Source organism: Streptomyces sp. NPDC007905 (genome assembly GCF_042959345.1).
Taxonomy (GTDB): Bacteria; Actinomycetota; Actinomycetes; order Streptomycetales; family Streptomycetaceae; genus Streptomyces.
The window spans coordinates 243,338-269,147 of record NZ_JBIBKS010000010.1 but is presented as its reverse complement, the minus strand read 5'-3'; the positions used below and the strand labels follow the sequence as shown (position 1 = coordinate 269,147).

General features: G+C 71.8%; 25 protein-coding genes and 2 pseudogenes. 18 read left to right on the top strand and 9 right to left on the bottom strand.

Annotation, left to right across the window (positions count from 1 at the left end; translation table 11 throughout):
• Window positions 1-15 precede the first annotated feature (15 nt).
• The 3 genes from ACFZDC_RS20105 (at window position 16) to ACFZDC_RS20095 (ending at window position 2,870) form a co-directional block, all read left to right on the top strand.
• Window positions 16-642 carry a TetR family transcriptional regulator gene (locus ACFZDC_RS20105; RefSeq protein WP_391325531.1) on the top strand — a complete coding sequence of 209 codons (627 nt, stop codon included), beginning with the start codon at window positions 16-18 and terminating at the stop codon, window positions 640-642.
• Between the two features lie 92 nt (window positions 643-734).
• Complete coding sequence (locus ACFZDC_RS20100) at window positions 735-1,952, top strand: alpha/beta hydrolase (RefSeq protein WP_391325529.1); 1,218 nt, start codon at window positions 735-737, stop codon at window positions 1,950-1,952.
• 66 nt (window positions 1,953-2,018) lie between these two features.
• A complete protein-coding gene (locus tag ACFZDC_RS20095) occupies window positions 2,019-2,870 on the top strand; it encodes a DUF4429 domain-containing protein (RefSeq protein ID WP_391325527.1) in 852 nt (283 codons plus the stop codon).
• 4 nt (window positions 2,871-2,874) lie between these two features.
• Here ACFZDC_RS20095 and ACFZDC_RS20090 read toward each other — a convergent pair whose 3' ends face one another.
• The gene (locus ACFZDC_RS20090) at window positions 2,875-3,330 is read right to left on the bottom strand and encodes a MerR family transcriptional regulator (protein WP_391325525.1); all 456 of its coding nucleotides are present in this window, start codon (window positions 3,328-3,330) and stop codon (window positions 2,875-2,877) included.
• Window positions 3,331-3,470: 140 nt separating this feature from the next.
• On the opposite strand from ACFZDC_RS20090, the pseudogene ACFZDC_RS20085 reads away from it, so the two are divergent.
• Window positions 3,471-3,904 (top strand): annotated as a pseudogene (locus ACFZDC_RS20085) (GNAT family N-acetyltransferase).
• A gap of 21 nt (window positions 3,905-3,925) precedes the next feature.
• A complete protein-coding gene (locus ACFZDC_RS20080; RefSeq protein WP_391325523.1) occupies window positions 3,926-4,747 on the top strand; it encodes a serine hydrolase in 822 nt (273 codons plus the stop codon).
• Window positions 4,748-4,766: 19 nt separating this feature from the next.
• On the opposite strand, the gene ACFZDC_RS20075 is transcribed toward ACFZDC_RS20080, so the two are convergent.
• Window positions 4,767-5,420, bottom strand: a complete 654-nt coding sequence (locus tag ACFZDC_RS20075; RefSeq protein ID WP_391325658.1) for a pirin family protein — start codon at window positions 5,418-5,420, stop codon at window positions 4,767-4,769.
• A gap of 145 nt (window positions 5,421-5,565) precedes the next feature.
• On the opposite strand from ACFZDC_RS20075, the gene ACFZDC_RS20070 reads away from it, so the two are divergent.
• The 5 genes from ACFZDC_RS20070 to fabF all read left to right on the top strand — a co-directional run bounded on the left by ACFZDC_RS20070 (window position 5,566) and on the right by fabF (window position 10,531).
• Window positions 5,566-6,771, top strand: a complete 1,206-nt coding sequence (locus ACFZDC_RS20070; RefSeq protein WP_391325521.1) for a helix-turn-helix domain-containing protein — start codon at window positions 5,566-5,568, stop codon at window positions 6,769-6,771.
• An 89-nt stretch (window positions 6,772-6,860) separates the two neighbouring features.
• Entirely contained in the window at window positions 6,861-7,811 is a 951-nt protein-coding gene (locus ACFZDC_RS20065) for an acyltransferase domain-containing protein (protein ID WP_391325519.1), read from the top strand.
• Between the two features lie 10 nt (window positions 7,812-7,821).
• Complete coding sequence (locus ACFZDC_RS20060; RefSeq protein ID WP_391325517.1) at window positions 7,822-8,853, top strand: beta-ketoacyl-ACP synthase 3; 1,032 nt, start codon at window positions 7,822-7,824, stop codon at window positions 8,851-8,853.
• Between the two features lie 80 nt (window positions 8,854-8,933).
• Entirely contained in the window at window positions 8,934-9,182 is a 249-nt protein-coding gene (locus tag ACFZDC_RS20055; protein WP_018545314.1) for an acyl carrier protein, read from the top strand.
• Window positions 9,183-9,268: 86 nt separating this feature from the next.
• Entirely contained in the window at window positions 9,269-10,531 is a 1,263-nt protein-coding gene (fabF, locus tag ACFZDC_RS20050) for a beta-ketoacyl-ACP synthase II (protein ID WP_391325515.1), read from the top strand.
• A 56-nt stretch (window positions 10,532-10,587) separates the two neighbouring features.
• Here the strand turns inward: fabF and ACFZDC_RS20045 are convergent, their stop codons facing one another.
• A complete protein-coding gene (locus ACFZDC_RS20045) occupies window positions 10,588-11,082 on the bottom strand; it encodes a DUF3145 family protein (RefSeq protein WP_391325513.1) in 495 nt (164 codons plus the stop codon).
• A gap of 256 nt (window positions 11,083-11,338) precedes the next feature.
• Between ACFZDC_RS20045 and ACFZDC_RS20040 the strand changes: the two genes are divergently transcribed.
• The gene (locus tag ACFZDC_RS20040) at window positions 11,339-12,241 is read left to right on the top strand and encodes an SGNH/GDSL hydrolase family protein (RefSeq protein ID WP_391325511.1); all 903 of its coding nucleotides are present in this window, start codon (window positions 11,339-11,341) and stop codon (window positions 12,239-12,241) included.
• 15 nt (window positions 12,242-12,256) lie between these two features.
• Entirely contained in the window at window positions 12,257-13,228 is a 972-nt protein-coding gene (locus tag ACFZDC_RS20035; protein ID WP_391325510.1) for a galactose-1-epimerase, read from the top strand.
• A gap of 69 nt (window positions 13,229-13,297) precedes the next feature.
• Here ACFZDC_RS20035 and ACFZDC_RS20030 read toward each other — a convergent pair whose 3' ends face one another.
• Window positions 13,298-15,736: a glycoside hydrolase family 3 C-terminal domain-containing protein gene (locus ACFZDC_RS20030; protein ID WP_391325508.1), complete on the bottom strand. Its 2,439-nt coding sequence runs from the start codon at window positions 15,734-15,736 to the stop codon at window positions 13,298-13,300.
• 105 nt (window positions 15,737-15,841) lie between these two features.
• Here ACFZDC_RS20030 and ACFZDC_RS20025 point away from each other — a divergent pair, with 105 nt between their 5' ends.
• Entirely contained in the window at window positions 15,842-16,423 is a 582-nt protein-coding gene (locus tag ACFZDC_RS20025) for a TetR family transcriptional regulator (protein WP_391325506.1), read from the top strand.
• Between the two features lie 70 nt (window positions 16,424-16,493).
• Here the strand turns inward: ACFZDC_RS20025 and ACFZDC_RS20020 are convergent, their stop codons facing one another.
• Window positions 16,494-16,742 carry a DUF2568 domain-containing protein gene (locus tag ACFZDC_RS20020; protein ID WP_391325504.1) on the bottom strand — a complete coding sequence of 83 codons (249 nt, stop codon included), beginning with the start codon at window positions 16,740-16,742 and terminating at the stop codon, window positions 16,494-16,496.
• Between the two features lie 81 nt (window positions 16,743-16,823).
• On the opposite strand from ACFZDC_RS20020, the gene ACFZDC_RS20015 reads away from it, so the two are divergent.
• The gene (locus ACFZDC_RS20015; RefSeq protein WP_391325503.1) at window positions 16,824-18,110 is read left to right on the top strand and encodes a pyroglutamyl peptidase; all 1,287 of its coding nucleotides are present in this window, start codon (window positions 16,824-16,826) and stop codon (window positions 18,108-18,110) included.
• Here ACFZDC_RS20015 and ACFZDC_RS20010 read toward each other — a convergent pair.
• Both ACFZDC_RS20010 and ACFZDC_RS20005 read right to left on the bottom strand, forming a co-directional pair.
• A complete protein-coding gene (locus ACFZDC_RS20010; protein ID WP_391325501.1) occupies window positions 18,100-18,891 on the bottom strand; it encodes an EI24 domain-containing protein in 792 nt (263 codons plus the stop codon). The two genes, ACFZDC_RS20015 and ACFZDC_RS20010, sit on opposite strands and share 11 nt — an antisense overlap.
• Window positions 18,892-18,914: 23 nt before the next feature.
• Window positions 18,915-19,349 (bottom strand): MarR family transcriptional regulator, encoded by a 435-nt coding sequence (locus tag ACFZDC_RS20005; RefSeq protein ID WP_391325499.1) that lies wholly within the window; start codon window positions 19,347-19,349, stop codon window positions 18,915-18,917.
• Between the two features lie 87 nt (window positions 19,350-19,436).
• Between ACFZDC_RS20005 and ACFZDC_RS20000 the strand changes: the two genes are divergently transcribed.
• Both ACFZDC_RS20000 and ACFZDC_RS19995 read left to right on the top strand, forming a co-directional pair.
• Window positions 19,437-20,435 (top strand): zinc-binding dehydrogenase, encoded by a 999-nt coding sequence (locus ACFZDC_RS20000; RefSeq protein WP_391325497.1) that lies wholly within the window; start codon window positions 19,437-19,439, stop codon window positions 20,433-20,435.
• 97 nt (window positions 20,436-20,532) lie between these two features.
• Window positions 20,533-20,953 (top strand): annotated as a pseudogene (locus tag ACFZDC_RS19995) (organic hydroperoxide resistance protein).
• A 94-nt stretch (window positions 20,954-21,047) separates the two neighbouring features.
• Here ACFZDC_RS19995 and ACFZDC_RS19990 read toward each other — a convergent pair.
• The gene (locus ACFZDC_RS19990; RefSeq protein WP_391325495.1) at window positions 21,048-22,205 is read right to left on the bottom strand and encodes a serine hydrolase; all 1,158 of its coding nucleotides are present in this window, start codon (window positions 22,203-22,205) and stop codon (window positions 21,048-21,050) included.
• Between the two features lie 167 nt (window positions 22,206-22,372).
• Complete coding sequence (locus tag ACFZDC_RS19985; RefSeq protein ID WP_391325494.1) at window positions 22,373-23,419, bottom strand: hypothetical protein; 1,047 nt, start codon at window positions 23,417-23,419, stop codon at window positions 22,373-22,375.
• Between the two features lie 201 nt (window positions 23,420-23,620).
• Here ACFZDC_RS19985 and ACFZDC_RS19980 point away from each other — a divergent pair, with 201 nt between their 5' ends.
• Both ACFZDC_RS19980 and ACFZDC_RS19975 read left to right on the top strand, forming a co-directional pair.
• Window positions 23,621-24,778 (top strand): enolase C-terminal domain-like protein, encoded by a 1,158-nt coding sequence (locus ACFZDC_RS19980; RefSeq protein ID WP_391325492.1) that lies wholly within the window; start codon window positions 23,621-23,623, stop codon window positions 24,776-24,778.
• Window positions 24,775-25,788 carry an alcohol dehydrogenase catalytic domain-containing protein gene (locus ACFZDC_RS19975; RefSeq protein WP_391325491.1) on the top strand — a complete coding sequence of 338 codons (1,014 nt, stop codon included), beginning with the start codon at window positions 24,775-24,777 and terminating at the stop codon, window positions 25,786-25,788. The genes ACFZDC_RS19980 and ACFZDC_RS19975 overlap by 4 nt, the downstream gene beginning before the upstream one ends.
• Window positions 25,789-25,810 lie beyond the last annotated feature (22 nt).

Below are 25,810 nucleotides of genomic sequence, written 5' to 3'. Positions count from 1 at the left end.
CGGTAACTGACACCTATGGAAACTCTGCGTGAGCGCAAGAAGCAGCGCACTCGGGACGCGCTGCTGCGCTCCGCCCTCGAACTGTTCACGACCCAGGGATACGAGCGCACGACCGTCGACGAGATCGCCCAGGCCGTCGACGTCTCGCAGCGCACCTTCTTCCGCTACTTCGCCGGCAAGGAGGACGTGGCCTTCAGCGTGCAGGAGATGACGGAGGCGCACTTCGTGGCGGCGGTGCGGGCGCGTCCGGCGCACGAGGCGCCGATGGAGGCGCTGCGGCAGGCGGTCCTCGAGGGCTGGGACGCGATCCGGGAGACCGTCGAGTCGGCCGTACCGGTCGAGCTGTACCTGCGCATGTACCGGACGATCGAGTCGACGCCCGCTCTGCTCGCCGCCCATCTGCGGCGCTCGGCGGCCACGGAGGAGACCATCGCGCGGCTGCTCGCCGAACGGGAGGGTGTCGACGTGGACGCCGATCCGCGGCCGCGGCTGGCGGTGGCCGTCTTCGGCGGGGTGATGAGGGTCACCGAACGGCAGTGGACCACGGGCGACGACTTCAGCCTCGCGGCGATCCGCGAACTCACCGCGTCCCACCTCGACCAGGTCGGATCCGCGCTCACCGGGAACTGGCGTACCACATGAGGCCCTTGCGGGATCGTTCGACGCTTGCCGAAACGTGATCCCTGTCACTCGGTTACCGCGAGACCCTCTCGTTCTCCTAGTGTGTCCTCCCAGTGACTTCCTTCGAAACCTCCCCGCAATTCAACGTCTGGCGTGCACTGCTCGCGCTGGCCGTGGTGTTCGTGATGCTCGCGACCACCGGCTGGACCGCCCTGCGCAGCCACCGGGAGTCGGGCGCCCTGCAGGCCTCGCTCGCCAAGTGGGAGCACGGCAGCATCGACGGCCTCCACCTGCCGGACCCCGAGTCCGCCCCCGGGCGGCTCACCCGCTTCTTCGCCTCGCTCACCCCGCACGAGCGCGACCACCTCGCCCATCGCTATCCCCTGGCGGTCGGCAACATGAACGGCGCGCCGGTCTCGCTGCGCTACCGCGCCAACCACATCGCGCTGGCGCAGGCGCGCAAGGTCGAGAAGAAGCGCATGCACGACGGCCGGCTCAGCACGGCCGGCCAGCAGGACGCGGGCCTTCGTATGCACCGCTACGAGGCGCTGATGAGTGCCGGCCGGCAGATCCTCGCCTTCGACCCCGAGGGTTCGGGCCGGGTCGCCGAGGTGTTCGGCAGTCTCGGCCGGGCCGAGCGGATCTCCGTCGTCGTCCCCGGCGTCGACACCGACCTGCTCACCTTCCAGAAGACGTACCGCAGCTACAGCGCCCCGGTCGGCATGGCCAAGGCCCTGTACGCGGCCGAGCGTGAACAGAGCCCCTCGACGCGTACGGCCGTGATCGCCTGGGCCGACTACACCTCGCCGGACGGCCTCGGTGTGGACGCGGCCACCGGTCTGCGTGCCGAGGAGGGCGCCGTACGCCTGAACGCGCTGCTGCGTGCCCTGCCCGGCCGGGCACCGGTGTCGATGTTCTGCCACAGCTACGGCTCGGTGGTCTGCGGGGTCGCCGCGCACGGCATGCCCCGCCGGGTGACCGACCTGGCGGTGGCCGCGAGCCCCGGCATGCGCGTGGCCAAGGTCTCCCACCTGGGCACCTCGGCCCGGGTGTGGGCGATGCGGGACGCCACCGACTGGGTGCAGGACGTGCCGTACCTGGAGCTCGGCGGCCTCGGACACGGCGCCGACCCGGTGTCCTCGGCGTTCGGGGCGCGGGTGCTGTCGGCCCGGGACGCGCAGGGTCACGCGGGCTATTTCCAGCCGGACACGGACAGCCTGCGCAACCTCGCCGAGGTGGGAGTGGGCGCGTACGACGAGGTGACGTGCGCCCGCGAGAACGACGCCTGCCGGGCCGGTCTGCCCGGCACGACGACGGCCGGACGCGCGTAGAAACAGCAGGAAGTGCGGTCTGCGCGGGTGGCGACGGAGGAGCACGTGCCGCATACGATGAGCCGCATGGGTGACGTACTGGCGGGTTTTCATGCCGTCTGGGAGTTCGAGTCCGACTCCGTGCTCATCCGTTACGAACGGGGGATTCGGACACCGAAGCTGTTCCAGGCGCTGGGCGAACGGCGGATCCCGCTGTCCGCGCTCGAGGGGGTGACCCTCACCCCGGGCAAGCGCGGCACCGTCGCGCTGCGGCTGCGGCCGCGTCCAGGCGCCGATCCGCTGATGGAGGCGGCCGCCGGGCAGCTGCGCGAGGGATCCGACCCGTACCGGCTGGTGCTGCCGGCCGAGCGGGAGACTCTCGCCGAGTACTACGCCGACGAGTTGAAGGCGCTGCTGACCGAGTCCGGGACCGCCGACCGCTACCTGGTGGCCGCGCCCGAGGGACCGCTGCAGTTCAAGGCGTACGACGGGAAGGCGTCCTTCGACGGGACGACCGTACAGTTCCGGTGGTCGTGGACGGGGGCTTCCTCGGCGAAGTGGAAGGCCGGGGACCAGAGTTACCCGGTCGCCGACCTCAGCGGGGTGGAGTGGCGGTCTCCGGAGGTCTTCGAGGGGCATCTACGGCTCGTGCGGCGTGACTCCGCCGGTTCCCCGGGCTCGGTGCAGCCCGACCAGGATCCGGCCGCCGTGATCTTCGGGCTGGGGTACGGGCCGGTGCACGAGTCGTTGCCGTTCGCGGCGGCCGTCCTGGCCGCGGTGCGGACCCGGGGGACGGCACCGGCGGTGCCGGCCCTGTCGCGGCGGGATCCCGCGGACATCGCCGAGAGGATCCGTCACCTCGGGGAGCTGCACCGGGCCGGGCTGGTCACCGACGAGGAGTATTCCTCCAAGAAGGCGGAACTGCTGGCCGAGCTGTAGCGCGCTACCGCCCCCGCGCGTAGAAGCTGATCTTCCTGTCCAGGACTGCGAGGGTGTCGTGCAGTTCCGCGATGCGGGTCAGGACGTCCCGGCGAGTGGACTCGAGCAACTCCTGCCGTTCCGCGTAGGTGCCGTCGCCCTCCCTCACCAGCTCCGCGTAGCGGACCATGTCCGCCACCGGCATGCCGGTCAGGCGCAGCTTGGTCACGAAGTCCAGCCAGTCCAGGTCGCGGTTGCTGTAGCGGCGCTGGCCGGTGTGGGAGCGGTCCACGTGCGGCATCAGGCCGATCCGCTCGTACCAGCGCAGCGTGTGCGCGGTCAGGCCGGTGAAGGCGACGACCTCGCTGATCGTGTAGCCGTCCTGGCCCTCGGGGCGGGGATGGCGCCGGGGTGGGGCGGAGCAGATGTCGGCGGGGGTGGCTTGCTCGGTGTCCGCTGGCGTGGTCTGCATCACCGTCATGCTCCCCACGCTATGGCCTTCGAGTGCACTCCAAGCAAGCGGAAACCAGTAAGAAATCCCCAGAACTGGCCCGTGCACCTTCGTTGGCGTGCGGGCCATGAGTCTCGTAACGCCGGGCCGAGCCCGAGGACGCCGCGGAAGTGCTGCGGCTGCGCCAGGTCGTGATCGACTCTCCGTTCGAGAAGGAGGGGGGTGGCCCGACCGACCGGCACGCCGAGTCCCTGCCGACGCTGCGCAAGCGGCTCGTCGAGAAGGACGGGGACTTCGCGGCGTTCGTGGCCGATCACCCGCAGCGGCCGGGGGCACTGGCCGCGCTCGTGGCGGGCACGGTGGAGTACCGCATCGGCAAGGCCGGCAATCCGCTCGGGCACGTCGGCCGCGTCTTCGGTGCGGCGACCGACCCGGAGGCGCGACACCGTGGGTGCGCGGGCGTGCAGGGAACGGCTGCTGGACCGGTTCCGGGAGCGGGGCGCCGGGCACGTGCCGCTGAACGCCTCCCCCCGAGGCGGAGCCCCGGTACTCGTCCCTCGGCTTCGCGCGTGATCCCGGCCCCTCGATGCGCCTGCTGCTCTGAGCCGGCACTAGGCTCGCCGGCATGTCGTTGCAGAGCCTGGCGCTGATCGAGAACTGGCCCGTCCCCACCGCCGCGGCGGGTGTCGTACGGGCGGACGGGACCGTCCTCGGGACCCATGGGCCCGTCGGGCACCGCTTTCCACTGGCCTCGGTGACCAAGCCGTTGGCCGCGTACGCGGCGCTCGTCGCGTACGAGGAGGGTGCCGTCGAGCTGGACGAGCCGGCCGGGCCGCCCGGCTCGACCGTCCGTCATCTGCTCGCGCACACCTCCGGGCTGGCCTTCGACGAGCACCGGGTGACGGCCCCCGCCGGGGAGCGGCGGCTGTACTCCAACGCCGGGTTCGAGCAGCTCGGGGACCACATCGCCAAGGCGACGGACATTCCGTTCGCCGAGTATCTGCGGCAGGCGGTGCTGCGGCCGCTGGGGATGACGGCGACCTCCCTGGCGGGCTCCCCCGCGAAGGACGGCGTGTCGACGGTGGAGGACCTGCTGCGGTTCGCGGCGGAGGTGCAGGCACCGCGGCTGCTGGATCCGCGGACCGTGGCGGAGGCGATGAGCGTGCAGTACCCGGGGACCAAGGGGGTGCTGCCGGGATACGGCCACCAGAACCCGAACGACTGGGGGCTGGGCTTCGAGATCCGGGACGCCAAGTCGCCGCACTGGACGGGGAGTTCCTCCTCGCCCCGCACCTTCGGGCACTTCGGGCAGTCCGGTACGTTCCTGTGGGTCGACCCGGACGCCGGGGTGGCCGGAGTCGCGCTGACGGACCGGGCCTTCGGGCCCTGGGCGATCGAGGCGTGGCCGGTGTTCACCGACGCCGTGCTGGCGGAGGTGCGGGGCTGACCCCGGGCCGCGGCGGGCGCTACGGCGCCATCTCCCACAGCAGCAGTTCCGTCGCCGTGATCCCGACCGCCGCCAGGCCCTCCTCCCCGGTGATCCGCGCCGAGTCCCCCGGCCCGAGCCGCTCCTCACCCAGGCGGACCTCCCCCCGGACCACGTGCACGTACACCTGTGGGGCGTCCGGCACCGCCGTCCGCTCGCCGGGGGCCAGGCGTCGTACGTGGAGCATCGCGCCCGCGCCCGGAACCGCATACGGGGTGGAGTCCGCGATGCCCGGGATGATCTCGTAGGACGGGTCCCCGCCCGGCTCCAGGGGCGCCAGCCACATCTGGATGAAGGTCAAGGGCCGGTCCGTGTCGTTGCGTTCCACGTGCCGGACGCCCGCCGCGGCGCCGAGGTGCTGGACGTCTCCTGGGCGGACCCTGGTCTCGTGGCCGGTGGAGTCGCGGTGGGTCAGCTCGCCCTCGACCACCCAGGTCACGATCTCCGTGTGGCTGTGCGGGTGCTCGTCGAAGCCGGCGCCGGGGGCGAGCCGCTCCTCGTTGCAGGCGATCACCGCCCCGAAGCGCAGGTTGTCGGGGTCGTAGTGCGGGCCGAAGGAGAAGGCGTGGCGGGTGTCGATCCCGGCCTCCGGATCCCCTCCGCGATAGCGCTCCGCAGCGCGCCGTACGTCCATCACGGGCACCACCGTAGACGGCACCGCGGACCGCACCGCGGACCGCACCGCGGACCGCACCGCGGACCCGCCGCGGATCTTGGGCGTACCCCAGCCATGACCCCGGCGGCGCACGCTCCCGTCCCGATAAGGCAGTCTTGTCCCCGTGCCCGAACCCGAATCCCGTCACAGCGAACCCGCAGCACACGCCGTCCACCCGCACTCCGCGACCCTGAAGCGGCTGGAGAAGTCCTCCGGGAGCCTCGCCGCGCAGGCCATCGCACGCATGGACGAGACCCTGCCGTGGTACCGGGCCATGCCGCCGGAGAACCGTTCCTGGATCGGGCTCGTGGCCCAGGCCGGCATCGCGGCGTTCACCGAGTGGTTCCGGCGCCCGGACGCGCCCCAGGCGATCTCCACGGACGTCTTCGGAACGGCCCCCCGTGAGCTGACCCGGGCCATCACGCTGCGGCAGACCGTGGAGATGGTGCGGACCACCATCGAGGTGATGGAGTCCGCCATCGACGAGGTCGCGGCGCCCGGTGACGAGAGCGTGCTGCGGGAGGCCCTGCTCGTGTACGCACGGGAGATCGCTTTCGCCACCGCCCAGGTGTACGCGCAGGCCGCCGAGGCACGCGGTGCCTGGGACGCGCGGCTGGAGTCGCTGGTCGTCAACGCCGTGCTCAGCGGGGAGGCCGACGAGGGCGCCGTCAGCCGGGCCGCCGCGCTCGGGTGGAACTCGCCGGAGCATGTGTGCGTCGTGCTCGGGACCGCCCCCGACGGGGACAGCGAGCTGACCGTCGAGGCCATCCGGCGGGCCGCGCGGCACGCCAAGCTGCAGGTGCTCACCGGGGTGCTCGGCGACCGGCTCGTCGTCATCGCGGGCGGCAGCCCCAATCCGCTCGCCGTCGCCAAGTCGCTGATCGGTCCGTACGCCGCGGGACCGGTGGTCGCCGGGCCCGTCGTATCCGATCTGCTGGCCGCGACCCGGTCCGCGCAGGCCGCCGCGGCCGGGCTGAAGGCGTGTTCCGCCTGGCAGGACGCGCCGCGGCCGGTGCTGGCGGACGATCTGCTGCCGGAGCGTGCGATCGCGGGCGATCCGGGCGCGTGCGAGCAGTTGGTGGAGGAGATCTACAGACCGCTGGAGGAGGCGGGCTCGGCGCTCCTGGAAACCCTGAGTGTCTACCTGGAGCAGGCGAGCAGCCTGGAGGGCGCGGCCAGGATGCTCTTCGTTCACCCGAACACCGTGCGCTACCGGCTCCGACGTGTGACAGACGTCACCGGTTGGTCGCCTTCGGATGTACGATCCGCGTTCACACTGCGGATCGCGCTGATCCTGGGGCGTCTGGCCGATGGAGACGCCCAACCCTAGGTTTTTGTCGGGGGCCCACAAAAGGCCCTCGTGTTCTTCGTCCCTGTCCCCACGGGCGGCCGTGGCCGTCCCCAAGAGAGAGTGTGAGAGTGCTCGTACTCGTCGCTCCCGGCCAGGGCGCCCAGACGCCCGGCTTCCTGACTCCCTGGCTCGACCTTTCCGGTGCCGCCGACCGTGTCGCCGCGTGGTCGGACGCCATCGGACTCGACCTGGTCCACTACGGAACCCGGGCCGACGCGGACGCCATCCGCGACACCGCGGTGGCCCAGCCGCTGCTGGTCGCCGCCGGGATCCTGTCCGCCGCGGCACTCGGTACGTACTCCCTCGCCGCTGACGCGGCGGCCTCCGAGCTCGCTCCGGACGCGGTCGCCGGCCACAGCGTGGGGGAGATCACTGCTGCCGCCTTCGCGGGCGTCCTGGGCGACACCGCCGCGCTGGGCCTCGTCCGCAAGCGGGGTCTGGCCATGGCCGACGCCGCCGCGATCACCGCGACCGGCATGTCGGCGCTGCTCGGTGGCGACCCCGAGGTCTCCGTCGCGCACCTCGAGAAGCTGGGCCTGACCCCGGCGAACATCAACGGCGCGGGCCAGGTCGTCGCCGCGGGCACGCTGGAGCAGCTCGCCGCGCTGAACGAGGACATGCCCGAGGGCGTCCGCAAGGTCGTCCCGCTGAAGGTGGCCGGCGCCTTCCACACCCGCCACATGGCGCCCGCCGTCGAGACGCTGGCCAAGGCCGCCGCGGAGCTGTCGCCCGCCGACCCGAAGGTGACCTACGTCTCCAACAAGGACGGCCGGGCCGTCGCCGGCGGCGCTGAGGTGCTGGAGCGGCTGGTCGGCCAGGTCGCCAACCCGGTGCGCTGGGACCTGTGCATGGAGACGTTCAAGGAGCTGGGCGTCACGGCGCTCATCGAGGTGTGCCCGGGCGGCACGCTGACCGGCCTGGCCAAGCGGGCCCTGCCCGGCGTGAAGACGCTGGCCCTGAAGACCCCCGACGACCTCGACGCGGCCCGCGAGCTCATCATCGAGCACGCAGGTGCCTAAGGAGCCGTACATGGCGAAGATCAAGCCCAGCAAGGGCGCCCCGTACGCGCGCATCCTCGGCGTCGGCGGCTACCGGCCGACCCGTGTCGTGCCCAACGAGGTGATCCTGGAGAAGATCGACTCGTCCGACGAGTGGATCCGTTCGCGCTCCGGCATCGAGACCCGGCACTGGGCGGGCCCCGAGGAGACGGTCGCCGCGATGGCCATCGAGGCCTCCGGCAAGGCGATCGCCAACGCGGGCATCGACGCCGAGCAGATCGGCGCCGTGGTCGTCTCGACCGTCTCGCACTTCAGCCAGACCCCGGCCGTCGCCACGGAGATCGCCGACAAGCTGGGCACCGACAAGGCCGCCGCCTTCGACATCTCGGCGGGTTGCGCGGGCTTCGGCTACGGCCTCACGCTCGCCAAGGGCATGGTGGTGGAAGGTTCCGCCGCCTACGTGCTCGTCATCGGCGTGGAGCGGCTCAGCGACCTGACCGACCTGGAGGACCGGGCCACGGCCTTCCTGTTCGGTGACGGCGCCGGTGCGGTCGTGGTCGGCCCCTCGCAGGAACCGGCGATCGGCCCGACCGTCTGGGGCTCGGAGGGCGACAAGTCCGAGACCATCAAGCAGACCGTCTCCTGGGACCGGTTCAGGATCGGCGACCTCGCCGAACTGCCCGTCGACAGCGAGGGCAACGTCAAGTTCCCCGCGATCACGCAGGAGGGCCAGGCGGTGTTCCGCTGGGCCGTGTTCGAGATGGCGAAGGTCGCCCAGCAGGCGCTGGACGCGGCCGGGATCAGCCCGGACGACCTGGACGTCTTCATCCCGCACCAGGCCAACGTGCGGATCATCGACTCGATGGTGAAGACACTGAAACTGCCGGAGCACGTCACGGTCGCCCGTGACATCCGCACCACCGGCAACACGTCGGCCGCCTCGATTCCGCTCGCGATGGAGCGGCTCCTGGCGACCGGCGAGGCGAAGAGCGGCGACACCGCGCTCGTCATCGGATTCGGGGCGGGTCTCGTCTACGCCGCCACGGTCGTTACCCTCCCCTAGGCACTCCGTGCCGGATCATGCGATCCGGCAGGGGACAACTGCCACAAACCGTCTGGAATATCGAAGAAGGAGCGCCTGACATGGCCGCCACTCAGGAAGAGATCGTCGCCGGTCTCGCCGAGATCGTGAACGAGATCGCCGGGATCCCCACCGAGGACGTCCAGCTGGACAAGTCCTTCACCGACGACCTGGACGTCGACTCGCTGTCCATGGTCGAGGTCGTCGTCGCCGCCGAGGAGCGCTTCGACGTGAAGATCCCGGACGAGGACGTCAAGAACCTCAAGACCGTCGGTGACGCCACCGACTACATCCTCAAGCACCAGGCCTGATCCACCCCTTAGGCCGTCAGGCTGCAAGGCCCCGCCACCCGGCGGTGGCGCCGTCGAATCCCGCATCCGTTGGAGAAAGAATTCCCGTGAGCCCGACCAATCGCACCGTGGTCGTCACCGGTATCGGCGCAACCACACCGCTGGGTGGCGACGCAGCCTCGTTCTGGGAGGCCCTCGTCGCCGGCAAGTCCGGTGTCGGCCTCCTCGAGCAGGAGTGGGCGGCCGAACTGCCGGTCCGCATCGCCGCGCAGATCGCCGTCGAGCCGGGCGAGATCATTCCCCGGCCGCAGGCCCGCAAGCTGGACCGGTCCGCGCAGTTCGCGCTGATCGCCGCTCAGGAGGCCTGGAAGGACGCCGGTTTCACCGCCAAGGCCGGTGAGGACGCGTCCGTGAACCCCGACCGTCTGGGTGCGGTCATCGCCTCCGGCATCGGCGGTGTGACGACGCTCCTGGACCAGTACGACGTGCTCAAGGAGAAGGGCGTACGCCGCGTCTCCCCGCACACCGTGCCCATGCTGATGCCCAACTCGCCGGCGGCCAACGTCGGTATCGAGCTGGGTGCCCGCGCCGGTGTGCACACCCCGGTCTCGGCCTGCGCCTCGGGCGCGGAGGCCATCGGGTACGCGATCGAGATGATCCGCACCGGGCGTGCGGACGTGGTCGTGGCCGGTGGTACCGAGGCCGCCATCCACCCGCTGCCGATCGCCGCGTTCGGCAACATGATGGCGATGTCCAAGAACAACGACGACCCGCAGGGCGCGTCCCGTCCCTACGACTCCGGTCGTGACGGCTTCGTGCTCGGCGAGGGCGCCGGTGTGATCGTCCTGGAGTCCGAGGAGCACGCGAAGGCCCGCGGTGCCCGGATCTACGCCGAGGCGATCGGCCAGGGCATCTCCGCCGACGGCCACCACATCACGCAGCCGGAGCCGTCCGGCAACGGCATCGCGCACGCGCTGCAGAACCTGCTCGACCAGACGGATCTGAAGCCGGCCGAGATCGTGCACGTGAACGCGCACGCCACGTCGACCCCGCAGGGTGACGTCGCCGAGATCAAGGCCCTGCGCAAGGTCTTCGGTGACGACGTCGATCACATGGCCATCTCCGCGACGAAGTCGATGACCGGTCACCTGCTCGGTGGCGCCGGTGGTATCGAGACCGTCGCGTCGATCCTGGCGCTGGTGAAGCGTACGGCTCCGCCGACCATCAACGTGGAGAACCTCGACCCGGAGGTGAACGCGGACGTGGTCGTCGGTGAGGCGCGGACTCTCCCCGAGGGTCGTGTCGCCGCCCTGAACGACTCGTTCGGGTTCGGCGGACACAACGTGGTGCTGGCGTTCCGGTCCATCTGAGAACGTGTGAAGGGCCCCCACCGGCTGGTGGGGGCCCTTCTTCGTACGGGCTCCGCTCAGACCACCTGGTGCAGCCAACGCACCGGAGCTCCCTCTCCCGCGTAGCGGAACGGCTCCAGCTCGTCGTCCCACGGCTTGCCCAACAGCTTGGACAGCTCGGCCTCCAGGTCGGTCTCGCCCCGCTGGCTGCGGAGCAGTGCGGCGCGCAGGCGGTCCTCGGGGATGAGGATGTCGCCGTGGATGCCGGTGACCGCGTGGAAGATGCCGAGCTCGGGGGTGCAGCTGTAGCGCTCGCCCTCGGCGGTGGGGCAGGGCTCGGCGGTGACCTCGAAGCGCAGGAGGTGCCAGCCGCGCAGCGCGGAGGCGAGCTTGGAGGCCGTTCCGATCTCTCCCTGCCAGGAGAACTCCGAGCGCCAGGTGCCGGGAGCCGCGGGCTGCCGGATCCAGTCGAGGCTGACGCGCGCGCCGAGCACCCCTGCGACGGCCCACTCGACGTGCGGGCACAGCGCGCGCGGCGCGGAGTGCACGTACAGAACTCCACGTGTCGTCACCGGAACCTCCGGGCAGAGCGGGACATCTTGCGGACTGGCTGGGCGGCAGTGGCACGACGGCCGCGTTGATGGCGAGGCTACCTTGCGGGGGCGCAAGGAGTGTGACGTACCGTCGGTCCCGGTGCCAGGAAACTCCCGCCATTCACCCAGGGGGACGCTTGTACGGGGGTGCGCCGTTCCAAGGTCCCCGGCCGGGAACCCTCGCGCGTTGTTATGGGAGGAAGCACTGCACCGTCGAGCGAGGGGAACCCCAGGGATGCGGAAGCGAAGGCACCGTGCGCGGGCCGCCCTCGCCGTCGTGGTGACGGCCGTGCTGGCGACGGCCGGGTGTGACGCCTTCGGTGGAGGCGGCGCCGACGGCACGAAGGATTCCGGGACGAGCGCGTCCCGTCCCTCGGCCAGACCCACGCCGGTGTGGAACCGCAGTCCGGACTCGATCGCCGCGGTCGGCGACTCGATCACCCGCGGATTCGACGCGTGCGCGGTGCTCTCCGACTGCCCCGAGGTGTCGTGGGCGACGGGCAGCGACGCCAAGGTCGACAGCCTGGCGGTGCGGCTGCTGGGCGTGCGGGGGGCGGCGGAGCGCAGCTGGAACTACGCGGTGACCGGCGCCCGTATGTCGGACCTGCCGGAGCAGATGGCCCACGCGGCCGCTCGCGATCCCCAGCTGGTGACGGTGATGATCGGCGCGAACGACGCGTGCCGGTCGTCGGCGTCGGCGATGACACCGGTGGCCGACTTCCGCGCGGGCTTCGAGGAGTCCCTGGCCACCCTGCGCGCGGCGCTGCCGAAGACGCAGGTGTACGTGGCGAGCGTGCCGAACCTGAAGCGGCTGTGGTCCCAGGGCCGGACGAACCCGCTGGGCAAGCAGGTGTGGAAGCTGGGCCTGTGCCCGTCGATGCTGGGCGGTGCCGACGACCTGACCCGTGCGGCCGTGGTGCGGCGGGAGACGGTACAGCGGCGGGTGGAGGACTACAACAAGGTGCTGAAGGACGTCTGCGCCAAGGACCGCCACTGCCGCTTCGACCGGAACGCGGTCTTCGACTACCGCTTCGACACCGAGCAGCTCAGCCCCTGGGACTGGTTCCACCCGAGCCGGAACGGGCAGGCCCGACTCGCCGAGATCGCCTTCCGCACGGTGACCGCGGTGAAGCCGTGACCTAGGGTTTCCCACATGAGCGAACTCTTCGGCACACTTTCCGACGGCACGCCGGTGCACCGCTGGACGCTGGAGCGGGCCGGGCTGCGGGTGCGTGTGCTGTCGTACGGCGGGATCGTTCAGTCGGCCGAGATCCCGGACCGGGACGGACGCACGGCGGACGTGGTGCTGGGGTTCCCCGGGCTCGACGGCTATCTGGAGCACCCGGAGCCGTATCTCGGGGCTCTGGTCGGCCGGTACGCCAACCGCATCGCGGGCGCCCGCTTCCCGCTGGACGGCCGCACCCACGCGCTGGCGCCGAACGACGGGCCCCACACCCTGCACGGCGGCGAGCGCGGCTTCGACAAGCGGGTGTGGGACGCCGAGCCGGTCGAGCACGGTGTGCGCCTGACCCGGGTGAGCCCGCACGGCGAGGAGGGGTTCCCGGGCCGGCTGGAGGTGACGGCCACGTACACGCTGGAGGCGTCCGGTGCGCTGCGGATCGTCTACGAGGCCGTGACGGACGCGCCGACCGTCGTCAACCTCACCAACCACACGTACTGGAACCTGAGCGGTGCCGGCAACGCGGGCGGCCACGAGCTGCGGCTGGCCGCCTCCCGGTACACCCCGGTCGACCCGGGCCTGATCCCCACCGGGGTCCTTCAGGACGTGCTCGGCTCCCGCCTCGACTTCCGTACGGACCGCAAGGTCGGCTCCGGCTACGACCACAACTTCGTTCTGGACAAGGGCGTGACAAGGACGGCGGAGGAGGTCGCCGAGCTGTACGACCCGGCGTCCGGGCGAGTGCTCACGGTGGCCACCACGGAGCCGGGTCTCCAGCTCTACACCGCCGACCATCTGAGCGACCCCTTCGCCCCCGGCGACGGCATCGCCCTGGAGACCCAGCACTTCCCGGACTCCCCCAACCGCCCGGACTTCCCGAGCACCGAGCTGCGGCCGGGCCAGGTGTTCCGGTCCGAGACGGTGTACGGCTTCTCGGTGCGCTGACGGTGTGACGAGCCCCGGTCCGGGGGTCAGGTCCCGGACCGGGGCTGTTCGTGGGGGACTTGTCCCGGATCAGACGTTAATCGGCGCGGTCAGCCTGCGGTCCGCGATCGAGCGGCCGGCGGCGATCTCGTACGAACCCTTCACATACACCCATGACTTCGCCGTCTCGTCCCAGATCTCGAAGGCGCGGCGGGGCAGCTCGACGGTCACCTCGACGCTCTCGCCGGGCCCGGCCGCGGCGCCCGCGAACCCGGCCAGCCGGTGCGCCGGGCGCTCGGCACCGGGCTCGGCCGGGGACAGGTAGACCTGTACGACCTCCCGGCCCGGCCGCTCGCCGGTGTTGCGGACGCGGATGCGCGCGGTGGTGCCGTCGACCTCCAGGGACTCGTAGGTCCAGTCGGTGTAGCTCAGGCCGTGTCCGAAGGGGTACGACGGGGTGCGGCCGGCCTTCTCCCAGGCGGCGTAGCCGATGAACACACCCTCGGTGTAGGGAAGCTCGCCGTCCACGGGGACGACCTGGGTGACGGGGGCGTCGGTGAGGGACCCCCAGGTGGTCGGAAGCCGGCCGCCGGGCTCGTGGGCGCCGGTCAGGACGTCGGCGAGGGCCGCGCCGCCCTCCTGGCCGGGGAACCAGGTCAGCAGCACGGCGGCGACCTCCTCCCGCCACGGCAGCTCGACCGGGGAGCCGGAGTTGACGACCACCACGGTGTTGGGGTTGGCGGCGGCGACGGCGCGGACCAGGTCGTCCTGGCGGCCGGGCAGCTTCAGGTCCGTGCGGTCGAAGCCCTCGGACTCGACGCGGTCGGTGGTGGCGACCACGACGACGGCCGTGTCGGCGCCGCGGGCGGTCTCGACGGCCTCGGCGATCAGCTCGTCGGGGTCGCGCTGCGGGGCGGAGTGGGCGAGGGCGAAGGTGACGGCCTTCATGGGGATGTTCTCGGGGAGCCGGACGACGTGGGTGAGGGAGACGTCGACGGTGCCGCCCGCCGTCAGTTCGGCCTGCGCGCGGGGGACGGGGGCGGCGAAGAAGGCCTCGAAGGGGCCGTCCTGGTCGGGGCGCTGGACGTCGTCGTAGTACGTCGTCCCGTCGACGGTGAGCGTGAACGCGCCCATGCCCCTGATGCCGAAGCTGTGCGGGCCGGACTCGCGCGGGGTGAAGGTGCCGGTCAGCTCGACGGTGTTCAGGGCGTCGTGGGTGACACCCTCGGGCAGGTCGGAACCCATCCACTGGATGTGCCCGCTGGGCGCTGAACCGGTGCCGAGGACGTTTCCGTCGGCGTCGCGGCAGATGGCGCGGAGGGTGAAGCCCTGGTCGGCGACGGCGAGTTCGGTGGCCGGGTCGGCACCGACGGCGTAGCTGAGGGTGCCCTCGGGGAGGGCGGCGGTGAGGCCGTCGAGCGGGGAGACGATCCGGGCCGGGAAGACGGTGGCGGAGCCGCCGCCGAGGACTCGGGCGTCGCGGGCGGCGGCGCCGATCAGGGCCACGGAGCCGGGCTTCAGCGGGAGGGCGCCGCGCTCGTTGCGGACGAGGACGAAGGAGCGGCGGGCGATCTCGTGGGCCAGGGCCGCGCCGTCGACCGGCGCGGGCGGCTCGGCGACGGCCGGTTCGGCGCCGTCCAGGATGCCGACGCGGGCCGCGAGGCGCAGCACCCGGCGTACGGCGGCGTCGAGGGTGGCCTCGGCGACCCGGCCGTCCCGGACGGCCTGGGCGAGGGGCGCGCCGTACACGGTCTCGGGGCCGGGCATGGCGACGTCGAGGCCGCCGTTGATGGCGCCCACGGTGTCGCGGGCGGCCGTCCAGTCGGAGACGTTGCATCCGTCGAAGCCCCATGCGCCGCGCAGGACCTCGTTGACCAGGTGGTGGTGCTCGGTCATCGTCGTGCCGTTGACCGTGTTGTAGGCGGTCATGATTCCCCAGGGGCGGGCGTTCGTCACGATCGCCTCGAAGGGGGCCAGGTACAGCTCGTGCAGGGCGCGTTCGCAGACGAGGTTGTTCACGGTGAGGCGGTCGGTCTCGGCGTCGTTGGCGACGAAGTGCTTGACGGTGGTGCCGACCCCGCCGGACTGGACGCCGGTGACGTAGCCGGAGCCGATCACGCCCGTCAGGTGGGGGTCCTCGCTGTAGGCCTCGAAGTGGCGGCCGCCGAGCGGGGAGCGGTGCAGGTTGACGGTGGGGGCGAGCAGGACGTGGACGCCCTTGCGGCGGGCCTCCTGGGCGAGCAGCACGCCCGCGCGGCGGGCCAGTCCGGGGTCCCAGGTGGCGGCGAGCGCGGTCGGCGACGGCAGGGCGACGGAGGGGTCGTCGGCGGTCCAGCGCACGCCCCGGACGCCGATCGGGCCGTCGGACATGACCAGGGACCGCAGGCCTATCTCCGGCAGGGCGGGCAGGGTCCACGTGTCCTGGCCGCCCAGCAGCCGCGCCTTGGCGTCGAGATCGAGCCGCCCGAGTGCCGCCTCCACGACCGCCTCGCGGACCTCGTCCGCGCGCGCCCTGTCCGTCTCCGCCACGGCGGTACCTCCTCGCTGAAGTCCCTATGGGTGCCTCTCATCCTGCATCCAGCACCTGTAGGGCGGTAGGTTTTGTTATCTTGCCGTTATATTCGGCTCGGAGTGGTGTCGTACGGTGACGTCATGAACGCGAGGGTCAGGAGCGAGGAGCGGCGCGCGGAGATCGTCGGGGCGGCCCTGGAGGTGATCGCCGAGCGCGGTTACCGGGGCGCGAGCCTGGCCGCGGTGGCCGAGCGGGTCGGGCTGACCCAGCAGGGGCTGCTGCACTACTTCCCGACGAAGGACGCCCTGCTGGTGGCCGTGCTCCAGGAGCGGGACCGGTGGGACGCGGTGCCGGACACGCGGTGGCGGGTGGACCTGCTGGCCTCGCTGGTCGAGTACAACGCGATGCGCCCGGCCATCATCCAGACCTTCTCGGCGCTGCTCGGCGAGAGCGTGACGGAGGGGCACCCGGCGCGGGCCTACTTCACCGAGCGCTACGCCCGGGTCCGCGAGAGCATGGCGGCGGTCCTGCGCGCCGAGTACGGCGACCGGCTGCCCAACGGCCTCACTCCGGAGCGCACCGCCCCGCTGCTCGTCGCGGTGATGGACGGCCTGCAGTACCAGTGGCTGCTGGACCCGGAGTCGGTCGACATGCCGGGCGCGTTCCGGGACTTCCTGCGGCTGCTGGGCGAGCCGGCGGAGTGAGCGTCACCGGTTCCAGGCGCAGGCCAGGGACTTGCTGACCGCGCACACCAGCGCGAGTGCGAGCGCCCAGTCATGGGCTCCCGCCGCGTACAGGGCGGCGACGCCGGTCCCGAACCGGAGCACTCCGAAGGCGAAGCGGGCGGCGGCCCCGGAGCTTGAACCTCGCCCGCGGGGAGCCGAACAGGCCCCACAGCCAGTCGAGGACGCCCGGAGCGACGACGACCGCCGGCCGGCCCTGGGTGCCGAGGCGGGTGTACCCCCAGTAGGAGACGGCCGCCAGGGCGCCGAGTTCGATGAGGAAGATGACGCCGAGATTCACGGCCTTGGCTGTCTTCCCGCGGGGAAGTATCACCTCTCGAACGGCACTTCCACCACGTGCGACGGAAGGACCCGAACTCCCGTGACCTCGCTGCGCATACGCACCGCCGTCCTCGGCATGGCCCTGCTGGCCGGCCTGTCGGCCCCCACGACGTCGGCCACCGCCGGTACGGCCCCTTCCCCCACCGCCGAGGAGCAACGGCTCGACAGGGCCGTACCGCGGGAGATCCTCGAACGCTCCGGATTCGACGACGTGGCACCGCAGTTCGCGCGCGCACTGGAGCAGGCCCACTCCTACGCGCAGGCCCACCGCATCGTCGTACGCGAGGGGTCGGCGCTGTGGCGGCGGGCCGTGGAGCGGGCGCAGGGGCGGGGACCGGCCGGCGGCGACCTGAGCCGTGACGACGATCGGCCGCTGTACTGGGCCCGGTTGGGCATGACCAGAAAAGTGCGCACCTGGGAACCGGAGTTCGCTCTCCCGGACGGCCGACGCGACGCCCTGCTCGACCAGTTGGAGCGCACGTCCCGTGGCCAGACCGACATCCGCTATCCGCGCAAGCCGCACCTCAGGCGCATCCTGCTCACCGGCTTCGACCCCTTCACGCTCGACCGTGACATCCGTATCTCCAACCCCTCCGGGGCGAGCGCGCTGGCGCTGGACGGCACGGTGATCGAGACGGCGAAGGGGCCGGCCCGTGTGGAGACGGCCGTGTTCCCGGTCCGCTGGGCGGACTTCACCGGCGACACCTCCCCGGCATTCGGTTCCGCGGGAGGGACGGTGGAGCGGACCCTGCGGCCGTACCTGCCGAAGGTCGACCTGTTCGCGACCGTGAGCCAGGGCCGGGTCGGGCGCTTCGACATCGAGCGCACCAACGGGGCCTGGCGGGGCGGCTTCCCCGACAACGACAACGTCTCCCGCACCGGGACCATTCCGGTCGGCGACCCGGCCTCGCAGCCCCAGTGGACGACGACGACCCTGCCGTACGCGGCCGTCACGGCCGCGGACACGGGCCGGTTCCCCGTGTACGACCACACCGAGGTGACCGAGATCCCGGCTGGGGGAGGCGCCGATCCCGTCGTCCGGCCCGACGGGCCGACCCCCGGCTCGACGGCCCGTGCGGGGGGCGGCGGAGACTACCTCTCCAACGAGATCGCCTACCGCGCCACTCTGCTCCGGGACCGCCTGGGCCTGCACGACACCCTGCCGGGCGGCCATGTGCACACACCCGTGCTGCAGTTCGGCGCGGGCAACACCGACCCGGGGACGGGGACGGTGACCGACCCGGAGTTCGTTCACAACCGGCTGGACATCATCGCGCAGGTGCGGTCGATCGTGACGGTGGCGGCCGAGGCCACGTTCAGTAAGTGACCTGCTCGCCGTCCTCGGACGCCTCCTCCGGCGCGCTCTCCTCGCCCAGCAGCTCACGGGCGAGGAGGGTGGCGCCCGCGACCGCGCCCGGCATCAGGAACACCGCGACGAACGGGACCAGGAAGGCCAGGCCGAGGGGCGTGCCGAAGCCCCACACCAGGGCCTTGCGGGAGCGGAGCAGGCCGAGGCGGGCGCGGAGGTCGACGCCGCGGCGCTGGAGGGCGACGGCGGTCAGTTCCTCGGTGAGGAAGAACCCGGTGACGAAGAAGCCGATCACCGGGACGACCGTCTGGCCCACGACCGGCAGGAAGCCGAGGGCGAAGAGCAGGACGCCCCACACGCAGGCCCGGACCAGGATCCGCAGGCTGTCGCGGGCCGAGATCCACAGCTCGCGCCACAGGGGCAGGCCCGAGTGGGGTGCCGTGCCGTCGGGCGAGACGTCCTCGTCGACCTTCTCCGACAGGCTCTCGTAGAAGGGCTGGCCGATCAGCAGGGTGACGGCCGTGAAGGTGAGGACGGCCAGCAGCAGGCCGAGGGCGAAGAGGACGGCCGTGAGGAAACCGCGGAACAGGCCCTGCCACGGACTGGACCAGTCGTTCGCGAACGGGGTCGCCCAGGCCACCCCGTCCTCGCCCCACACCGCGAGCGCGACCAGCGCCGCCGCGTACAGGACCAGCGTGATCAGACCGGGCAGCAGCCCGAACCCGAACTGCTTCCCGTGCCGGCCGACCCAACGCTGGCCTTTGAGGAGATGACCGAACCCCGCCCCCAGATCGCGCATGACGTGGACTTTACCGTCGGCCCTCAGGCGTCGAGCATCCGCCGCAGCAGATCGCGCAGCACCAGCCGCTCCTCGTCGGACAGTCCCGCCAGCGGCTCGCGGGCGAAGCGCAGGCCGTCCCGCAGCTCACGGGCCACGCGGCGGCCCTCGTCCGTGGCGGCGGCCACCTTCACCCGGCGGTCGGCGGGGTCGGGGCGGCGCTCGACCAGGCCCCGTGACTCCAGGCGGTCCACGATCCCGGTGACGTTCGAGGGCTCGCACTTCAGCCGCTGCGCGAGCTTGCGCATCGGCAGCGGGTCGAGCGACAGCAGACCGAGCAGCTTCGCCTGGGCGCCGGTCAGGGCGTGCCCGGCGGCGGCCTCCTCGTAGTCCGCGTGGTAGCGGCCCACCACCTCGCCGATGAGCTCGACGACCTCCATGGTCAGGTCGTCCGTACGGGTCTTCTGGGGCGCGGCCATGACCTCAGGATACCTCGTTACTTGACAACATGAAATATTCAGATGCACGGTTGTTTCATCTACTGAAGTAAATGGAAGGGTCCTGTCATGATCAACCGCGAGTGGCACCTGCTGAGCCGTCCCGTCGGCTGGCCGAAGCCCGAGGACTTCGCCCTGGTCGAGGCGCCCGTCCCGACCCCCGGCGAGGGCCAGGTCCTGGTGCGGAACAAGTACCTCTCCGTGGACCCGTACATGCGCGGCCGGATGAGTGCCGCCAAGTCGTACGCCGCCCCGTTCGAGCTGGGCAAGGTCATGCAGGGCGGCGCGGTCGGCGAGGTCGTCGCCTCCAACGCCGAGGGCATCGCGGTCGGCGACCACGTACTGCACTTCTTCGGCTGGCGCGAGTACGCGGCCCTGGACGCCCAGCACGCCGTCAAGGTCGACCCCGCGGCCGCGCCGCTGTCGACGTACCTCGGCGTCCTCGGCATGACCGGTCTGACCGCCTACGCCGGCCTGCTGCGCACCGCCGCCTTCAAGGAGGGCGACATCGTCTTCGTGTCCGGCGCGGCGGGCGCCGTGGGCAGCCAGGTCGGGCAGATCGCCAAGCTCAAGGGCGCCTCACGGGTCATCGGCTCGGCCGGTTCGGACGAGAAGGTCAAGCTGCTGCTGGAGGAGTACGGCTTCGACGCCGCCTTCAACTACAAGAACGGCCCGGTGGGCGAGCAGCTGCGCGAGGCCGCTCCCGACGGCATCGACGTGTACTTCGACAACGTCGGCGGCGACCACCTGGAGGCGGCCATCGGCTCGCTCAACCAGGGCGGCCGGATCGCGGTCTGCGGCATGATCTCCGTGTACAACAACACCGAGCCGGCCCCCGGCCCGAGGAACCTCGCCCGTCTGATCCAGACCCGCGGCCGCATCGAGGGCTTCCTGGTCGGCGACCACTACGACCTGCAGCCGCAGTTCGTCCAGGAGGTCGGCCCCTGGGTCGCCTCGGGGGCGCTGAAGTACCGCGAGACGGTCGTCGAGGGCATCGAGAACAACCTGGAGGCGTTCCTCGGGGTCCTGCGCGGTGACAACACCGGGAAGATGATCGTCAAGCTCTGACCCTGGGCCGCACTTTCCGGCATTCGGTAACTTCTTTTCGAAGTCCGTCGTCGATCGTGGGCGCGAGTCGCGGCGGACCGAGGAGGAAGACACCCGCATGCCCCTTCAGCAGTCCGACGTCCTGTACACGGCTGTCGCCACCGCGGAGAACGGCCGCGACGGCCGTGTCGCCACCGACGACGGCAGGCTCGACGTCGTCGTGAACCCGCCCAAGGAGATGGGCGGCACCGGCTCCGGCACCAATCCCCGAGCAGTTGTTCGCCGCCGGGTACAGCGCCTGCTTCCAGGGCGCGCTCGGGGTGGTCGCCCGGCAGGCGGGCGCCGACGTCTCCGGCTCGACCGTCACCGCGAAGGTCGGGATCGGCAGGAACGAGGACGGCTTCGGGATCATCGTGGAGATCTCCGCGAACATCCCGGACGTCGACGAGCCGAGCGCACGCGAGCTGATCGAGAAGGCGCACCAGGTGTGCCCGTACTCGAAGGCGACGCGGGGCAACATCACCGTGACGTTGGTCTGACGACCGTCGTTGCGTACAACGGCAGCCGCATCCCTGGACGTGGGGTGCGGCTGCTGTGCTGCCGGAGGCGTCTGCGCGGTACGGCTCCGTGCCCTCAGAGCGCCAGCGCCGCGCGGTGCACGGCCCGTGCGAGCCGGTCGTTCTCCGGTGCCGCCCCGCCCGGAAAGGCGAACCGGCGTCGCGTGTAGCCGTAGGCGAGGCCGCTGCGCGGGTCGGCGAAGGCCTGGGAGCCGGCTGCGCCGCTGTGGCCGATCGTGCCGGCGCCGAGGAAGGGGTGCCAGGCGTCGGCCGTGGCCTGGAAGCCGAGGCCGTACGACCTGTGGGCGCGGGCCACCAGGTCGTACCCGACGGAGTGCAGCCGGCCGAACTCCGCGACCGTGTCCTCCTTCAGCAGCGGAGCCTTGCCGTCGACCTCGCAGATGATCGCCGCGTACATGCCGGCCAGACCGCGCGCCGAGCCGACGCCGCCCACCGATGCCGGGCCCTTGGCGCGGACGGTGCGCTCGTTCGGCAGGGCCGCCAGGTCGGTCGGCTCGGGGGCGTGCCGGTTGTAGGCGATCGAGGCGAGGGTGTGCGGGCCGCTCGGCACCGCGTCGAGCGCGGCCTGCTGGTCGGGGGTCGGCAGCATCGGCTGAGTGGTGCGGAAGCGGGGCTCTCGGGACAGGGGCAGGCCTAGGTGGAAGTCCAGGGCGTAGGGGGCGCGGACCCGCTCCTCGTACACTTCCTGGATCGTACGGCCCGTCGCGCGCCGGACGACCTCGCCGGTGAGCGCGCCGATCACCAGGGCGTGGCAGCCGAAGGCCGTGCCCGGCCGCCAGAACGGCCCCTGATCGGCGAGGCGTTCGGCCAGTGCCCGGTCGTCGGCCAGTTCCGCCGCGCTGAAGCCGGTGTCCGTGCCGACCAGCCCGGCGCGGTGCGCGAGCAGGTCGCGCAGGGTCAGCGCGCCCTTGCCCTCCACGCTGAACTCCGGCCAGTAGTAGGTGACTTTGCGGTCCAGCTCCAGCGTGCCGTCCTGCACGAGCAGGGCCACGACGAGGTGCGCGGCACCCTGGGTGGACGAGAACACGCCGTACAGCGAGTCCCCGTCGGCGCCCTCGCCCGCCCACAGGTCGACGACCCGCCGGCCGTGCACATAGGCGCACAACTGACCCTCGTAGTCGTCCCGTTCCTCGGCGACGAAGGCGGCGAACTCCTCGCGCACCGCTTCGAAGCCCTCGGCGACCGTGCCGTGCACGGCGATCCCCTGCGTCATCCGCTCTCCTCGACTGAGCCGCTGCTCGCTGCTCCCCCGGTGCACAACGCCCGTTCCGCCGTCGGGCGTTCCCGAGATCGTGTACGGCGAGACATACCTTTCCGACTCAACCGGCTCGGGGGCGGGTTGGTGTCACCGATGCCCCGGATGGCCGATGGCACAGGGGCTTACGTGCACCACCACAGGAAGCGGTTGCACGTCCTGGTCGGCGACGGCTGCGGTGTCGGATCGGACGTCGTCGGGTCGGATGTCGGGGTGGACGCCGGCCGGGACGGTGCGGGGCCGGCCGGCGCCGAGGCCGTCGCGCCCCCCGCGCCCGTCGTGGCCGACTGCTGCGCCTTGTCCGTGGCGGACGGGGACTTGGAGGACTTGCCCTTCGGGGACTTGGAGGCGGAGACCGAGGCCGACGCGTCCGGGGAGGCGGAGGCGTGCGGGTTGCCCGTGGTGCCCGACGTGCCGTCGAGGGGGGCTGCCGTCCGGTGCGGGGACGAGGAGGCGCCGCCGTCCACCGACGCGTCCCCGGACGCCGCCGGGTTGTCGCTGGAGAAGGGGGAGAAGGGGGCGTCCGTGCCGAGTTCGGCGAGGCTGAGACCGCCCGCCGCCAGCACGAAGCCCGCGGCGACCAACACGGTACGACGCCGGCGGCGCCGGTGCGCGGCCGCCTTGCGGTCACGCCGGCTGGCGTCCGAGGAGACAGGGCCGCCCCCGGCCTCACCGGCGCCGGTGGCTCCCCCACGACCCCGGCCGCGCGCCTGACGCCGGGCGGCGCGGCCTCCGGGCTCGTCCGCGCTGCCGCGGTCGTCCCGGCTTTCGCGACCCTCCTGGTCGGCGTAGTCGGCGGGGTCTGCGCGGTCGGCGTAGTCGGCCGGGTCTGCGTGGTCGGCGTAGTCGGCGGGGTCTGCGTGGTCGCCCGGGTCGGGATCCGCGTCACCGCCCGCCGCCTCGGAGGCGTGGAACTCGGCGGTCGCCTCCGCGGCCGTGTACCCCTCGGAAGGTCCGCCGGGGTGGAAGGAACCGTGCTCGGGAAGTCCGGCGTACGGCCGAGCGGGTGTTTCCGCGAAGGTTTGCTGACCGTACGGTCCCGCCCCCGTGCCCGTGTGTCCGTGCGCGAGGGCGGCGTCCGCGCGCACGGAGACAGACTGCGCCGGCGCGCCGCACCCCGGGCAGGCCAGGGCGCCGTTGAGGTGCCGTTGGCACGGGTGGCAGAAGTCCATGACGCCGGAAGACTAGATTCCCCGTCGGTCACGTTCCTAGGCGCCCCTGTGAAGGTTTCGTGCGGGACCGGAAAGATTCTCGAAATTCTTGTCGAAACTGTTACCTGTTCGCCCCATTGACACCCCCACCGCCCCATCCTTACTGTCACGCCAGCATTTCGAACGTGTGACGAAATCTCGAACAGCTGAGGGGCAACTGCCGTGCGCATCACCGGAATCAGCACACACGTGGTCGGGACGCCGTGGCGCAACCTGACCTACGTCCAGGTGCACACCGACGAGGGGATCACCGGAGTCGGCGAGACCCGGATGCTCGGTCACACCGACGCGCTGATCGGATACCTGCGGGAGGCCGAGGCCAACCACATTCTCGGATCGGACCCGTTCGCGGTCGAGGACCTCGTGCGCCGCATGAAGTACGGCGACTACGGGCGGGCCGGCGAGATCGTGATGTCCGGCATCGCGGTCGTGGAGATGGCGTGCTGGGACATCAAGGGCAAGGCCCTCGGCGTGCCGGTGTGGCAGTTGCTCGGCGGCAAGGTGACGGACAGGGTCAAGGCGTACGCCAACGGGTGGTACACGACCGAGCGGACCCCGGAGGCGTACCACAAGGCCGCGCAGGGGGTCGTCGAGCGTGGCTACAAGGCCCTGAAGATCGACCCCTTCGGCACCGGGCACTTCGAGCTGGACCACGACCAGACCCTGTACGCCGTCTCCCTCATCGAGGCCGTACGCGACGCCATCGGGCCCGACGCCGAGCTGATGCTGGAGATGCACGGCCGCTTCTCCCCCGCCACGGCCGTCCGCCTCGCCAAGGAGATGGCTCCCTACAAGCCGGCCTGGCTGGAGGAGCCGGTGCCGCCGGAGAACCTCAAGGCGCTGGAGAAGGTCGCTGCCAAGGTGGACATCCCGGTCGCCACCGGTGAACGGATCCACGACCGCATCGAGTTCCGCGAGCTGTTCGAGAACCAGGCGGCCGACATCCTCCAGCCCGACGTGGGTCACATCGGCGGCATCTGGGAGACGCGCAAGCTCGCGGCCACCGCCGAGACCCACTACATGCTGGTCGCCCCGCACAACGTGGGCGGTTCGGTGCTGACGGCGGCGAGTCTCCAAGTCGGCTTCACCTCACCGAACTTCAAGATCCTGGAGCACTTCAACGACTTCGCCGACGCGGAGATCAAGAAGGTCGTCAAGGGTGCGCCCGAGGTCGTCGACGGGTACTTCCACCTCTCCGACAGGGCCGGCCTCGGTGTCGAGCTGGACACCGACGCCGCCGCCGAGTTCCCGCAGCAGCAGGCCCGGTTCGACCTGTGGGCCGAGGGCTGGGAGCAGCGCAAGCCGAAGGGCACCAAGTGACCTCCCCAGGTTCCCAGGTCCTGATCGAGGCGCCGGGCGTCCACCGGGTCGAGGACCACACGCCCCGGGATCCCGGGCCCGGCGAGGCACTGGTCGCCGTGCACGCGGTCGGCATCTGCGGCAGCGACCGCGAGGTGTACCAGGGCAACCGGCCCGAGGGATACGTGCGTTACCCGCTCACGCCCGGCCACGAGTGGTCGGGGACCGTGCGGGCCGTGGGCGCCGGGGTGCCTTCGACGCTCGTCGGGCGCAAGGTGGTCGGCGAGGGCTTCCGCAACTGCCAGGTGTGCGACCGCTGTCACGCGGGCGAGACCACGCTGTGCACGGCCGGGTACGAGGAGACCGGGTTCACCCAGCCGGGTGCCATGGCCACCACGCTCACCCTTCCCGCCCGGCTGCTGCACCCGCTGCCGGACGACGCCGACCTCACGGCCGCCGCCCTGCTGGAGCCGGCCGCCTGCGTCGCGGCCGCCGCGCTCAAGGCGGCCGCCCGGCCCGGCCGGCGGGTCGCGGTGGTCGGCACGGGGACGCTCGGGATGTTCGCCGTGCAGTTCCTGAAGGCCGTCTCGCCGGTGGAGCTGCTCGTGGTGGGCACGCGGAACGACCGGGAGGCGCTGTCCCGGCGGTTCGGCGCCACCGACTTCCGGCTCAGGGACCAGGAGCTGCCCGACGACTTCGACGTCGTGATCGAGACCGCCGGGTCCGCGTCCGCCGCGCGCACCGCCGCCTCGCTCCTCAGGCGCGGCGGACGGCTGGTGCTGACCGGTATCCCGGCGCCGGGCGCGGACGGGCTCGACCCGACCGAGCTCGTCGTACGGCAGCTGGAGGTGCACACGGTCTTCGGGGCGCCGCCGGACGCCTGGGCGCACGCCGTGCGGGTGTTCGGCGCCGGGCTGCTGGATCCGCTGCCCCTGGTCACGCACGAGCTGCCGCTGACCGAGTTCCCGCGGGCCATCGAGCTGGCGGGAGCCGGGGATCCGAAGGTGGGCAAGGTGCTGCTCCGCCCCTGACCGTACGCCGGTGGGGGCGTGA

What these genes read in the sequence shown, in the direction of transcription:
- ACFZDC_RS20105 (WP_391325531.1), top strand. Translation starts at nt 16, where the DNA reads ATGGAAACTCTGCGTGAGCGCAAGAAGCAGCGCACTCGGGACGCGCTG.
- ACFZDC_RS20095 (WP_391325527.1), top strand. Translation starts at nt 2,019, where the DNA reads ATGGGTGACGTACTGGCGGGTTTTCATGCCGTCTGGGAGTTCGAGTCC.
- ACFZDC_RS20090 (WP_391325525.1), bottom strand. Translation starts at nt 3,330, where the DNA reads ATGACGGTGATGCAGACCACGCCAGCGGACACCGAGCAAGCCACCCCC.
- ACFZDC_RS20080 (WP_391325523.1), top strand. Translation starts at nt 3,926, where the DNA reads ATGTCGTTGCAGAGCCTGGCGCTGATCGAGAACTGGCCCGTCCCCACC.
- ACFZDC_RS20075 (WP_391325658.1), bottom strand. Translation starts at nt 5,420, where the DNA reads ATGGACGTACGGCGCGCTGCGGAGCGCTATCGCGGAGGGGATCCGGAG.
- ACFZDC_RS20060 (WP_391325517.1), top strand. Translation starts at nt 7,822, where the DNA reads ATGGCGAAGATCAAGCCCAGCAAGGGCGCCCCGTACGCGCGCATCCTC.
- ACFZDC_RS20055 (WP_018545314.1), top strand. Translation starts at nt 8,934, where the DNA reads ATGGCCGCCACTCAGGAAGAGATCGTCGCCGGTCTCGCCGAGATCGTG.
- ACFZDC_RS20040 (WP_391325511.1), top strand. Translation starts at nt 11,339, where the DNA reads ATGCGGAAGCGAAGGCACCGTGCGCGGGCCGCCCTCGCCGTCGTGGTG.
- ACFZDC_RS20035 (WP_391325510.1), top strand. Translation starts at nt 12,257, where the DNA reads ATGAGCGAACTCTTCGGCACACTTTCCGACGGCACGCCGGTGCACCGC.
- ACFZDC_RS20010 (WP_391325501.1), bottom strand. Translation starts at nt 18,891, where the DNA reads ATGCGCGATCTGGGGGCGGGGTTCGGTCATCTCCTCAAAGGCCAGCGT.
- ACFZDC_RS20005 (WP_391325499.1), bottom strand. Translation starts at nt 19,349, where the DNA reads ATGGCCGCGCCCCAGAAGACCCGTACGGACGACCTGACCATGGAGGTC.
- ACFZDC_RS20000 (WP_391325497.1), top strand. Translation starts at nt 19,437, where the DNA reads ATGATCAACCGCGAGTGGCACCTGCTGAGCCGTCCCGTCGGCTGGCCG.
- ACFZDC_RS19990 (WP_391325495.1), bottom strand. Translation starts at nt 22,205, where the DNA reads ATGACGCAGGGGATCGCCGTGCACGGCACGGTCGCCGAGGGCTTCGAA.
- ACFZDC_RS19985 (WP_391325494.1), bottom strand. Translation starts at nt 23,419, where the DNA reads ATGGACTTCTGCCACCCGTGCCAACGGCACCTCAACGGCGCCCTGGCC.